The organism is Pedobacter jamesrossensis (assembly GCF_042650905.1).
Lineage (GTDB): Bacteria > Bacteroidota > Bacteroidia > Sphingobacteriales > Sphingobacteriaceae > Pedobacter > Pedobacter jamesrossensis.
Genome location: NZ_JBHSBY010000091.1, coordinates 1 through 11,339 on the forward strand (window position 1 = coordinate 1; position 11,339 = coordinate 11,339).

Sequence of the window (11,339 nt, forward strand, 5' to 3'; positions counted from 1 at the left end):
CAAGGATGGCAGGATGATCTCTTTAATCCATAAGTACCTAAGGTCGGGCGTAATTGTAGCAGGTAAGTTCGAACAAACGAACCTTGGGGTGCCCCAGGGAGGCCCCAATGCTATTAAGTTAAGCAAATTTCGCTATGTTTATTGGTAGGATTTTAGTATATTTAAGATATAAAACAAAAGGAAAAATGAGCTTAATATCCCAGAATACCAGCGGGGAGAAACATAAAGTTTCTTCTAAAAAAAACATTTGACTTTATCCACAATAATTCTTGCACAGAAAAGTATTTCCTCAAATCAATCTTTTTCACCAGAAACAGGAGCTTAACATTTCCGGTGGTGGTCTGTACGATACTGAATCTTTTCAAGGAATCTGTGGAGTACAATATTTCAATGTTGTTACCTTTCTTCAAATTGCGTCCCGTTTCTGGTGCAGCATTTTCGCTTGCACGCTATAAGATCGATATTTCCTTTTTTAAGGAACTCAACAGGATAGTTGTCGATTTTCACCAAGAGCACCAGATGAAGCTTTGGCATGGATTTCAATTGATAGCTGGTGACGGCTCTACTGTTGCATTACCAGCTTCTAGTACGATGAAAAAGCATTATGGTATCCATTCCCAGAATAAGGGTGTAAAGAAATGTATGGCACAAATATTCATGCTCTATGATTTAAATACGAACCTGGTTATCGCCAGTAGAATGAGTACGATGAGAAACTCAGAGCGAACACTGCTAAGCGATTGCCTCATTGATTTCCCAGATGGGAACAACATTATCCTACTGGACAGGGGGTTTGGTCACTTCATTACCTGTAAACGATTTTTAGATATGAAGAAGGATTTTTGTATCAGACTGAAAACGGCCACTGACTTTGGTAGAATGGTACTGAGTAATCCCTCAAATGATTTTATTGCTGAATGGAAACCAAGCAAAACGGAAAGAAAAACACTTAAGCGGCACCAGCACCAGAAGAAAAGTATCACCGTTAGAGTTTCAAAGGTTAGGCTCAAAACAGGCGAAATTGAAGTGCTCATATCTTCACCAAAGTTGTTCGAGATTTTCACCTTGTTACAAATGAATGAACTATATAAGCTTAGATGGGGAATCGAGGAAGGGTTTAAAAAACTGAAGCCAAAAATGAAACTTGAACAGTTTGGAAGTCGTAAACCCGAAGGTATAGCCCAGGAATTCGAGTCCCATATATTCATGATGAACATGGTGGCTTTACTGGGTATCGCCGCGCAAGATGAGATAGAGAAAAAATGTGTGGGACGAAAGCTTAAATATAAATATAATTGGCAGAATGCGTTTAGGTTTGTAAGGCACAAAATCCTTCAATTGATAAATTATAAGGATATCAACAAGTTGGTTAAAAATATAGTGATTAAAATTTCTAATTCAATAGTAGCAATAAAGCCTGATAGAGTCTTTGTGAGAATTAGGGACACAAAACATAAGCCCAGACTTTATCAAGCCTATAAGTAGCTTAACTTAATAGCATTGCTGGGAGCCGGATATGAAGCCTCGTGAAAGAATGCTTGCGCATGGTCCCTCAGCACTCTCGGATGGGGAACTGTTGGCGATGCTGATAGGTTCTGGCACGCCCAGGGAAACGGCGGTGGATCTTGCAGAGAGAATTCTTAAGGAATTTGGCGGTCTTCAGGGGCTGGTTAGCGCTAGTTATCAAAATCTTGCCCGTTTCACCGGGATGGGCTTTGCCAAATGTAGTGCTATACTCTCGGCGATAGAGATTGCGATGCGTCTTTTCGTGCGTGGCGGCGAAGTCCCTTCTGCCGAGCTACCTGCGTGAGGTTTATGTATTGCGTCCTACCTGCTTTCAGCTCAGCTGGGTTTGTCTCCAAGATAGTTTAAGGTTCTTTGATTGGGTAATTTTTTGATCGTGGGGATAAAAACTCGGCAAAGCTATGGAGCTCCGCTGGCGACGAACGGCGAAATTACCGCTTTGCGGTTCCGTCCCGTAATTTCTAGTTCTCTGCTGCGCTAACGAGCTCCTGCTTTTCCTTGCAAGTTTTTATCCCCTAACGCCAAAAAATATGTGGGGCACTGGGTTGAAAGGACAAAAACGAGTTTATTTTTTTACTTAAAAACCAGTAAGATGGAAATTTTAACAGGAAGGCTGACAGCAGACGCTGAGGTCAGAGAGGTATCAGAGCGTGCCAAAGTAGTAGGCTTTACCATTGCGGTAAACCACAGCTATATGAGCGGGGAGCAGCGACGGGAGATCGCGAGATTTTTTGAATGCAGTTATTGGAGGAATGCGGGAATCGCTGAGTTTCTGAAAAAGGGCGATGTTGTGCAGGTCTTTGGTCATGTGGGCTGTAAGGCATACGTGACCAGGGATGCAGAGGCAGCGGCGGCGCTGACTTTCAGGGTGGCGGAAATCAAGCTTTTTAGTTCCGGCGCAAAAACCGCAAACGTCGGGGAGGCTGCGGGTGAAGCGAGCGAGTAATTATTTAGGCAATTCAATTTTTTTTAAACATAAAACTTTATAATCATGGCACATAATTTAAATTTCAACGAGGATACACAAAAACACGCTTTCTTTTCGGTTAAAGAAAAAGCTTGGCACGGGCTGGGCACCATCGTGGACAGCTACCCAACTTCAGCCGAAGCGCTAAGATTTGCAGGGCTGGATTACACGGTTGTAAAACGCCCGCTTTTTACCTTGGACAATCTGAACTGCGAATTTAGGCAGGGGGAGATCCTGCCGGTGGAGGCAGGCGTGGAGGTTCCCAATTTCTATGCGACAATGCGCACCGATAGCGAGCAGGTGCTCGGGGTTGTGGGCAAGGATTACAGCGTTGTGCAGAACGTTGACGCCTTTTCATTCTTTGATAGCATCGTGGGCGGCGGGGATGGCATTCAGTATGAAACAGCGGGCGCACTGGGCAAGGGCGAGCGAATTTTTATCACCGCTAAACTTCCATCTTATATCCGTGTGGGGAATGATGACCTTTTAGAACTATATCTTTTGCTGACCACTTCCCATGACGGGGGCGGGAGCATTACCGCCGCATTTACGCCCGTGCGCATCGTTTGCAATAATAGTGCGACTCGTTGTGCAGCCTAATAAGCTGTACGGGTCTCACCCGTAAGGGTGGATTTAACTTTTAATCAATCCAGTGGAATGCTGGTGTTAGCGGCTTATCTAATAAAGTCCATCCGACCCTTAACCTGCCAAGAGAACAGGGAGTGGGAAGCTCGGAGCAAAGTCAATCCAGCGGAGCGATGCCGCATGAGAAAGATGGGACGAACTAAATATGATAACCTCGTTAAGGTATCGTGAGCATGCACGCTGTACCCACATCGTATGGTACAGTCTTCCAGTCAACAGGAGCCCAATCTGTTAGAGGGTATTCATAAGCTTGTAAACGACTGGCGGTATAGAGAGGAGTCTAAGTTTAGGCAAACATTGGTTAAAGGAACGAGGAAACCGAATATCACTTTGCTGGGAAGCAATAAGTACTCTTGAACGAATGTGATATATCGGGTAGGAACAACGACCAAGCAAAAGCTGGTTGGCTACGGTTGACCAGATAAGCCAAATTCGTTGTGGATTTAACAAAAGGATACAAATGAAAGTAACTAAAATGCTGAAAGTAAACAGATGGGAAGACATCGACTGGAAAACAGTTGAGCAAAGTATCTTCCGAAAGCAAAATCAAATGTATCGGGCAACGCTTGCCAGTAATATTGCCGAAGTAAGAAGATTACAGAGGGATTTACTGAAAGACCCGTATGCCAGATTACTAAGTGTAAAAAGAGTTACCTCTGAAAACACAGGAAAGAACACTGCGGGTGTAGACAAGGCAGTTATCCGAAGCAATGAGGAAAGATTGTCTTTAGCGCAAAGGTTGAACCTTGACAAAGATTACAAGGCAAAACCATTGAAAAGAACCTACATCCCAAAGTCAAACGGTAAGTTAAGACCGTTGGGAATTCCAACAATTGAAGACAGAGCCTATCAGGCATTGGTCAAGATTGCACTAGAACCCGAATGGGAAGCAAAATTCAGCGAGAACACCTATGGGTTCAGACCTGGAAGATGCACCATTGATGCTTGTATGGCGGTATGGCACAATTTGAAGAACCGTAAAGGTGAAGTAATGGTGCTAGATGCTGATATAGAAGGATGTTTTGACAACCTCAATCACCAGTACATACTGGATAAATTGAAAGGAACTAGCAATAACATTCTACGAGCAATTAATCAGTGGTTCAAATGCGGTTATATTGACGATGGTATATTACATGAAACTGAAGCAGGCACACCGCAAGGCGGAGTGATCAGCCCACTATTATGTAATGTTGGATTATGGGGTATCGATTTTGAACTCTATGAACACCTGATTACTACAAGAACACCAAAGGATAGAAATCTTAAGCCTTTTGTGAGTTTTGTTAGTAACATTAAGAACAGATGCAGGGAACATGCTCCATCGGTAGGATTTATGCAATATGCAGATGACTTTGTTATCGTATGTGAAAATAAAAATTACTTAGAACGGGTAATGGAAGTACTACCAACGATACTGGACAAACGAGGCTTAAAGTTAAGTGAAGCCAAAACAAGGCAGGTAGCATTCCATCAAGGTGACAGCTTCAAATTTCTTGGTTTTGTATTCGATAAATGGAAAAGTGGGAAACATGGCAAGCAATATAAAGTCACGTTTTACCCCGACCCTGACAAGGTGTATGCTTTCGCAAAGAAAATCAGAGAATGGACGAAAATGGTTCGACTATTTGAGTACAGTAACAAAATTGAACTTACAAAGAAAGCAGACCATATGAAAATGATGGTCAACGGGTGGCTGAATTATTACAAATGGGCGATGGATGCATCCCACGGCTTTATGAAGCTAAGGCGAGAACTGGACACAGTCCTTTACAAAGCGTATGAAGACGTGCATAAACATCGGAGTAGCAGACATGACTTTATGAAACGGTATGTAGGGAAAGTGGAACGCAGAGGTAGATTAGTAGACCGTTTCATACTTGGTGACGTCTCATTTGGCATATTTGACATTAGTGCAGATGTAAAGTGGAGAAAGGTTCAAACGGCAAGAAGTCCTTTTGATGGTGATACCGAATATTGGAGTTGCAGAAATGCAATACTAACGGGGTCAATGGCAGAGCGGCTTTACAGCATACAGGGTGGATATTGTCCTATCTGTACAAGTAAGCTACACTGGTACGAATCATGGGAAAGACACCATAAGAACAAAATTCGGACGGATAATAAGCTGTCAAATATGCAATTAGTTCACAAGCGTTGTCACCGCAAACAACATTATGCGGATAAGTTAAATCTGGGAGCTGGATGCCCTGAAAGGGGCACGTCCAGATCTGTGGGGAAGTTCGAGGGGCGACCCTCGAACTCACCCTAACCCCTGAATGCAGCCATGCGCAACCATAAAAACGCGGTGCGGATCCGCCACAGTTCGGGAGCCGGCGACAGGCTCAAACAGGCGCACACCCTTATGGGCATATCCAGCAACCTAGCAGGGGAAATGGAAGCGCTATTTAACCATTGGGCAAAAGTGCGCATCTCGGATCTAGAAGTTAAAAAATTGGTGCAGGTGGCTATGGCACCCAATAAAGAGGTTTTGCAAAAACTGCAGAAAGGAGCAGACGATGAAAATTCGATCGTTTACCGAAACATCGTCGAAGAGGTCTATAGTTATGCGATGGGTAACCACACCCAGCAGATGGCAACAACAGCGGGGACTGTGTTTGGCGCTTATAATGCCGTTACCGGATATTTTCAGAATGTGCGCAGGTTCAAGGATGGTGAGGCAAAATTTAAGTCCATCACAGAGGGGACAGCCAAGCAGAGGGCACAGGTTGCGTTCGACCTCTGTGCAGATTTCGCTAATGGCGGATCGCTAGAGTTCAATTAATCAGTCTGGGGCGTGAAATCGCCTCACTTTTAATACAGCATTGAATCTTAAAATTTTAGATGTTCAGAAAGATGATAAAGAGTTGATGCAATTTACGCTGAAAAAAGCGAAGTTTTTTGATAAATATGGAAAGCAACTTAATGACCGCCAGTTAAAAGCTATTCAGCGTATGTTAGAAAATGGTACTGCGGTTTTTGAAGGTGGTATGACTGTTAAGAAATATATAGTCATAACTAAAACTTCTAAAGCTAAGGCAACAAGAGATCTTCAAAATCTGCATGAAATGGGTATTTTTGGACAGAATGGAGCGGACAGGTCGGTGAGGTATAAGTTGTTTTAAAGTAATAACTATACCTTTAAAGGTATATTTTATGTATTTTAGTGATTATTTATACCCGAAAAGATATAGTTTAAATTTTTTTACTATATTTATATCAGAAAAGGTATAGTTATGAATGCATTAATAGTTTTTGTGAAAGCAAAGCGTAAAGAATTAGGCTTAACTCAAGAAGATTTGGCGTTAAATGCAGGTGTCGGTTTGCGTTTTGTACGTGACCTAGAGCAAGGTAAAAAAACGCTTCGTTTGGATAAAGTGAATGATGTATTGGCTTTGTTTGGAAAAGAAGTTGGAGTTATTGATCAATCTGCTGAATAATGGATCGTAAAGCGAAAATATTTTATCAAGATAAATTGGCAGGCTATTTATCAGAGACGGATAATGGATATTCATTTTCTTATGATCGTTCTTATCTACAAACTGATCAAGCTAAATCAATCAGTTTGACTATACCTTTATCCAAGGATTCTTACCATAGTAAAGTTTTATTTCCTTTTTTTGATGGATTAATACCCGAAGGTTGGTTGCTTGATATTGGTGAAAAGTATTGGAAATTAAATCCGCGTGATCGTTTCGAATTGTTGATTAATCTATGTAGAGATACTATAGGTGCGGTGTCTGTATATCCAGTAGAGGAGGTGCAAAATGACTAATTGTTTATTTTGTTATCAAGCGGTTGAATCAGGCGAATACCACACCAGCTGTTCAAAGAAGTTTTTTGGAACTACTCATGTGCCGAAATTAGAATTAAATCAAGAAAAACTTAATCAGTTGGCTCAAATTACCGTAAATGAAAGATTAGCGGTAACGGGCGTGCAAGCAAAACTATCTCTAAGTTTGGAAGGACCTAAAACGGATAAGCGATTAACATTAGTAGGGCTTTGGGGCGATTATATTTTAAAACCTCAATCTACTGAATTTCCTTTCATGCCTGAGGTAGAAGATTTAACCATGCATCTTGCTGATTTATTTAAAATTGAAACTGCCAAACATACATTAATAGGTACTTCTACTGGCGAATTGGCTTATATCACCAAACGTTTTGATCGGGTAAAAGGCAAGAAAATTCATGTAGAGGATCTTTGTCAGCTTTCTGAATTACAGACCGAACAAAAATATAAAAGCTCTTATGAACGTGTTGGTAAAATCATTAAGCAATTTACCACAAATTCGGGCTTGGATGTGATCAAATATTTTCGATTGGTTTTGTTTAGTTTTTTAACAGGAAATAACGATATGCATTTGAAAAACTTCTCCTTAATGCATACCGAAAAAGGTATTTTGTTTTCTCCAGCTTATGATTTATTGAATGTGAATCTTGTTTTTCCGCAGGATCAAGAGGATTTGGCTTTAACTTTAGGCGGGCGGAAACGTAAAATAAAACGATCAGATTTTGATCAATTTGCAAGTAGTTTAGGTTTATTGGATAAGGTTAGAGATAATATATACCAAGACTTTTACAAACAAAAAGAACGAGTTAAAGATATGATAGCGATCAGTTTTTTAACGCCAGAATTCAAGATTAAATACATAGAAATCTTCCTAAATAAAATGAAACAAATTGGATTTTAAGCAATGAATTATTATCGGTTCAGTTTCTTATAAAATAATTCTGCAAGGCTATTTGTTTGTTCAGAATGGAAGTCACCCAACACCTCATTTCCAATATGGAAATATTTAGGGTTGTGCTTTCTGATGGACGACCACCCTTAAACATAACTACGCAGGTTGAGTTGCCACTAATGGGACAAGGAGAACACGTCGTTCAAGATTATGCGACTATTGGGTTATCTCTAAAGGCGCATCCGTTAAGTTTTGTGCGATCTCAACTTGACATGTTGAATATCCGTACATGCCATCACATTAACAATGATTCTACTGATGGACAACTGGTCAAGGTTGCAGGCTTGGTGCTGGTTCGTCAGCGACCTGGAACTGCTGGTGGCGTTTGCTTTATTGTATAAACCAGAGTATATTGACCCCGTCTCACCGGAAATAAAATTACTGTAAAGTTTTGCTTGTCTGTATTTTAAAGAATTGGCGGAGAGGGGTCAAATGAATTGGTTTTTGCAGATAGCCACAGCCTTCCTGGGTTTAAAAGAATTCACTCACAAAGTATAATAAAATCAGCTCAATTTGTTTCGGGCTGGGGGGACAGATTTTTGGATTAAGTGCTTAGAGATCAAATAAATACACTTTTTTGTGCTGAAAAAATAGGGTTATATATTTAACTATCTATAAATCAATTAGTTGTGTGATTTCTGTTTTGTCCCAATTCTGGTCCTTATTGTCGGTAAATAATTGGTAAACAATGTGATACATTTAATGTATCGGAGCTAATCCTATTTTACAAATTTTATTATGCCGCAACCGTTTATAAGAACTCCATCACTAATTGTTCCCATTCTTCAGTAAGCGAAAAATCTGGGCGCACTTTTTTAGCTTTTTTATACCAATAATCTGCATTCCAGATATCACCTTCTTTGCGATGCAAATAAGCATGTATCCAGGCAGAAGATGTATCTGCAAGCTGATCGACCAGGTGATGTGCTTCAGACCAATTTCCTTTGCCATCATACCACAGGGCTTTTAATTGTATGGATAGATTGTTAGCAGGGCTATCGTTTTTTAAGGATGCTTTAAATGTCTCTAAACTTTTCATTTATAATGTGGGAATATATTTCTTAAATATTTCAATAATAAGGAGCTTATATAGCATATTTTAGGCTTTTTGAAAACAATAGCTTTAATGCCTTGTTCGGGTTATACCATGTACTTTAATAAAGGTATCTTTATTTTGAATATGTAATTTTTAAATTAAAAATGAAAAAAATTCTTCCTATTGCTAACGGATTGGCTTTAAGCTTAACGATTGCGGTGAACTATGTATCTAATTCTGGCCTGTTAAACGGCAATACAATGAAAACGGTGTCTGACAGGTACTTTAATTATTTTACGCCTGCTGGTTTTGCTTTTTCTATTTGGGGCTTAATTTATCTTGGCTTGTTGGGCTTCGTTGTTTACACTGGATTTAATTTCAAAAATGATGATTCTAAAAAAAACGTATTAACTAAAATAGGGTGGTGGTTTGTATTATCTTGTATAACGAACTCGCTCTGGGTTGTTGCCTGGCTTTATGATTATACGGGGCTATCGGTAATTATTATGGGCGTTATTCTGATTTCTCTGCTAAAAATTATCGTGAATACGCGAATGGAGTTAGATGCGCACCCGCTTAAAAGCTATCTTTTTATATACTGGCCCTTCGCAATTTATGCCGGGTGGATATCTGTAGCTTTTGTTGCCAACATTTCTGCTTATCTTACTAAAATTGATTGGAATGGCTGGGGTATTTCGGATATTAATTGGGCTATTATTATGATAGGTGTGGCCGGATTGGTTAATGTGTTTATGATTTACAGCCGAAATCTTCGTGAATTTGCTTTGGTAGGTATTTGGGCGCTTTTTGCCATTTCAGTATCTAATAGCCACAGCGATAATACGAATTCTATAAGTAATGCTTGTTATGTGGTTATGGTTATTCTGGCTATTTTTATTGTTGGTAGTGGTTTAAAGAATAAGAAAAGATCGATTAATAGTATGTAGGTTCGCATTTATTTACTTTTTAATTGTAGATTAAGAGTTGCTTTAAAGTTTAAGGTATTTACAATGAATTTATTAAATTTTTTAAGCAGTGGATTATTGGAGTTGTATATATCAGGAAAGCTATCTAAGGCAGATAGGTTGCTGGTTGAAGAGATGACGATTCGATATGAAGAGGTTGCCAATGAAAGGATGAGGCTTGAGCTGTTATTCGGAAATGAAACTAAAGTTCAGTCGCAAAGGCCTTCAGAAAGTTTTGATAACCGTATGATGAGTTTCTTTTCTGATTTGGAAAAGGAGAAAGTGATGAAAGGGGATGATATTCCATTAATAAGTCCTTTTTCGAATGCGGAAGATTGGTTAAGGCTGGTTGAGGGATTTATTCCGGAAGAAGCGCCAGAAACCCAATTTATTTATCCGCTCCATCAAAGCGAAAAGAGAACACAGTTGCTGGTTGTTTCAGCGATTGATATTGATGAAGAAATTCATGATGAGCTTTCAGAAAGTTTTCTGATTTTAAAGGGTTCGTGTGTTTGTTCTATCGAAGATGCTATTTTTGAAATGAAGGCGGGCGATTTTATGCAAATCCCTTTACATAAAACACATCAAGTAAAGCTTACATCTCCCTTAGTAATTGCTATTCTCCAGCACGTTAGTGTTTCCTAAAAGGTAATAATGTCTGGATACTCCGGGTTTCTGATTTGCTCACATCCGGCAACAAAAATGACGTGTTATAATATTTGCTTTGTTAGTGGTATCTGATGAACATTCTATATTGGAGTGGAAAATATTGCGAAATTCTTCTAATCTTTCGATTCTTTGGAAACTATTTATGCGCTACGATGTTTTTTAATAAACTACAGTATATAATTAGCTATGGAAAATCGAGAAAAAACAGTAGAGGTATTAAACGACCTAATTGAAATTAATAATGATCGTGCGGATGGTTTTGAGAAAGCATCGGCTGATATTAAAGAGGAGAACATCGACTTAAAAGCAGTATTTGATAAGCTTGCTTCTGAAAGCAGAACAAATGTAATTGAATTAGCAGGTCTTGTTGGTGAAAATGGCGAAAAACCTGATTCAGGAAATACTATTTTGGGTACATTACATCGTGCCTGGATTGATATTAAAGCTGGTTTTGGTGGTGATGATCGCCATAGTATCTTAGCGGAATGCGAACGTGGAGAGGATGCTATCAAAAAATCGTACAGAGATGCTTTGCAGGAAAATGAACTTGAAGCAGGTGTTAGAGAGGTTTTACTTAGCCAGCAACAAGGTGTTAACGCCGGACATGACGCTATTAAAGCATTAAGAGATGCTCAAAAAGTAATTGATTAATATAAAAAGGTCAAATTTTTTAGTACTAAAAGAAGAGGCTGTCTCAAAAAGGCAGTCTCTTTTTTGTGGAAAAAAAATTAATTTTCGTCCTGTTTAAATTTGATTTATTTCACTGAATTTCAGATATTTAAGTGTAA

The 11,339-nt window shown here is 39.4% G+C and carries 14 protein-coding genes and 1 pseudogene; 14 read left to right on the top strand and 1 reads right to left on the bottom strand.

The window, feature by feature from the left end; translation table 11 throughout:
* Positions 1–372: 372 nt before the first annotated feature.
* From ACFOUY_RS09700 to ACFOUY_RS09750, 11 genes and pseudogenes are all read left to right on the top strand, one after another.
* On the top strand, positions 373–1,485 hold the full coding sequence (locus tag ACFOUY_RS09700; protein WP_378960312.1) for an IS4 family transposase: 1,113 nt from the start codon (positions 373–375) through the stop codon (positions 1,483–1,485).
* Positions 1,486–1,516: 31 nt separating this feature from the next.
* Positions 1,517–1,810, top strand: a complete 294-nt coding sequence (locus ACFOUY_RS09705) for a UPF0758 domain-containing protein (RefSeq protein WP_378960313.1) — start codon at positions 1,517–1,519, stop codon at positions 1,808–1,810.
* Between the two features lie 306 nt (positions 1,811–2,116).
* Positions 2,117–2,470, top strand: a complete 354-nt coding sequence (locus ACFOUY_RS09710; protein WP_378960314.1) for a single-stranded DNA-binding protein — start codon at positions 2,117–2,119, stop codon at positions 2,468–2,470.
* Between the two features lie 45 nt (positions 2,471–2,515).
* A pseudogene (locus ACFOUY_RS09715) lies at positions 2,516–3,010 on the top strand (DUF932 domain-containing protein); the annotation flags it as partial.
* A 586-nt stretch (positions 3,011–3,596) separates the two neighbouring features.
* Positions 3,597–5,408: a group II intron reverse transcriptase/maturase gene (gene ltrA / locus ACFOUY_RS09720; RefSeq protein WP_378960315.1), complete on the top strand. Its 1,812-nt coding sequence runs from the start codon at positions 3,597–3,599 to the stop codon at positions 5,406–5,408.
* Positions 5,409–5,423: 15 nt separating this feature from the next.
* A complete protein-coding gene (locus tag ACFOUY_RS09725; RefSeq protein ID WP_378960316.1) occupies positions 5,424–5,921 on the top strand; it encodes a DUF932 domain-containing protein in 498 nt (165 codons plus the stop codon).
* 40 nt (positions 5,922–5,961) lie between these two features.
* Positions 5,962–6,261: a hypothetical protein gene (locus tag ACFOUY_RS09730; protein WP_378960317.1), complete on the top strand. Its 300-nt coding sequence runs from the start codon at positions 5,962–5,964 to the stop codon at positions 6,259–6,261.
* A 111-nt stretch (positions 6,262–6,372) separates the two neighbouring features.
* On the top strand, positions 6,373–6,576 hold the full coding sequence (locus ACFOUY_RS09735) for a helix-turn-helix transcriptional regulator (RefSeq protein ID WP_378960318.1): 204 nt from the start codon (positions 6,373–6,375) through the stop codon (positions 6,574–6,576).
* Positions 6,576–6,911 (top strand): HipA N-terminal domain-containing protein, encoded by a 336-nt coding sequence (locus tag ACFOUY_RS09740; protein ID WP_378960319.1) that lies wholly within the window; start codon positions 6,576–6,578, stop codon positions 6,909–6,911. The genes ACFOUY_RS09735 and ACFOUY_RS09740 overlap by 1 nt, the downstream gene beginning before the upstream one ends.
* Positions 6,904–7,830 (top strand): HipA domain-containing protein, encoded by a 927-nt coding sequence (locus ACFOUY_RS09745; protein ID WP_378960320.1) that lies wholly within the window; start codon positions 6,904–6,906, stop codon positions 7,828–7,830. Before ACFOUY_RS09740 ends, ACFOUY_RS09745 begins: the two co-directional genes overlap by 8 nt.
* A 95-nt stretch (positions 7,831–7,925) precedes the next feature.
* Positions 7,926–8,222: a hypothetical protein gene (locus ACFOUY_RS09750; RefSeq protein ID WP_378960321.1), complete on the top strand. Its 297-nt coding sequence runs from the start codon at positions 7,926–7,928 to the stop codon at positions 8,220–8,222.
* A 410-nt stretch (positions 8,223–8,632) separates the two neighbouring features.
* Here ACFOUY_RS09750 and ACFOUY_RS09755 read toward each other — a convergent pair whose 3' ends face one another.
* On the bottom strand, positions 8,633–8,920 hold the full coding sequence (locus ACFOUY_RS09755; protein WP_378960322.1) for a hypothetical protein: 288 nt from the start codon (positions 8,918–8,920) through the stop codon (positions 8,633–8,635).
* Between the two features lie 161 nt (positions 8,921–9,081).
* On the opposite strand from ACFOUY_RS09755, the gene ACFOUY_RS09760 reads away from it, so the two are divergent.
* The 3 genes from ACFOUY_RS09760 (at position 9,082) to ACFOUY_RS09770 (ending at position 11,202) form a co-directional block, all read left to right on the top strand.
* Positions 9,082–9,864: a hypothetical protein gene (locus tag ACFOUY_RS09760; protein ID WP_378960323.1), complete on the top strand. Its 783-nt coding sequence runs from the start codon at positions 9,082–9,084 to the stop codon at positions 9,862–9,864.
* A gap of 63 nt (positions 9,865–9,927) precedes the next feature.
* On the top strand, positions 9,928–10,527 hold the full coding sequence (locus ACFOUY_RS09765) for a cupin domain-containing protein (protein ID WP_378960324.1): 600 nt from the start codon (positions 9,928–9,930) through the stop codon (positions 10,525–10,527).
* Between the two features lie 210 nt (positions 10,528–10,737).
* Positions 10,738–11,202 (top strand): PA2169 family four-helix-bundle protein, encoded by a 465-nt coding sequence (locus tag ACFOUY_RS09770; protein ID WP_378960325.1) that lies wholly within the window; start codon positions 10,738–10,740, stop codon positions 11,200–11,202.
* Positions 11,203–11,339 lie beyond the last annotated feature (137 nt).

Excerpts from the sequence above, each read along its gene's own strand:
- ltrA (WP_378960315.1), top strand. The coding sequence starts at position 3,597 with ATGAAAGTAACTAAAATGCTGAAAGTAAACAGATGGGAAGACATCGAC.
- ACFOUY_RS09735 (WP_378960318.1), top strand. The coding sequence starts at position 6,373 with ATGAATGCATTAATAGTTTTTGTGAAAGCAAAGCGTAAAGAATTAGGC.
- ACFOUY_RS09760 (WP_378960323.1), top strand. The coding sequence starts at position 9,082 with ATGAAAAAAATTCTTCCTATTGCTAACGGATTGGCTTTAAGCTTAACG.
- ACFOUY_RS09755 (WP_378960322.1), bottom strand. The coding sequence starts at position 8,920 with ATGAAAAGTTTAGAGACATTTAAAGCATCCTTAAAAAACGATAGCCCT.
- ACFOUY_RS09750 (WP_378960321.1), top strand. The coding sequence starts at position 7,926 with ATGGAAATATTTAGGGTTGTGCTTTCTGATGGACGACCACCCTTAAAC.
- ACFOUY_RS09710 (WP_378960314.1), top strand. The coding sequence starts at position 2,117 with ATGGAAATTTTAACAGGAAGGCTGACAGCAGACGCTGAGGTCAGAGAG.
- ACFOUY_RS09705 (WP_378960313.1), top strand. The coding sequence starts at position 1,517 with ATGAAGCCTCGTGAAAGAATGCTTGCGCATGGTCCCTCAGCACTCTCG.
- ACFOUY_RS09770 (WP_378960325.1), top strand. The coding sequence starts at position 10,738 with ATGGAAAATCGAGAAAAAACAGTAGAGGTATTAAACGACCTAATTGAA.
- ACFOUY_RS09725 (WP_378960316.1), top strand. The coding sequence starts at position 5,424 with ATGCGCAACCATAAAAACGCGGTGCGGATCCGCCACAGTTCGGGAGCC.
- ACFOUY_RS09740 (WP_378960319.1), top strand. The coding sequence starts at position 6,576 with ATGGATCGTAAAGCGAAAATATTTTATCAAGATAAATTGGCAGGCTAT.
- ACFOUY_RS09765 (WP_378960324.1), top strand. The coding sequence starts at position 9,928 with ATGAATTTATTAAATTTTTTAAGCAGTGGATTATTGGAGTTGTATATA.
- ACFOUY_RS09745 (WP_378960320.1), top strand. The coding sequence starts at position 6,904 with ATGACTAATTGTTTATTTTGTTATCAAGCGGTTGAATCAGGCGAATAC.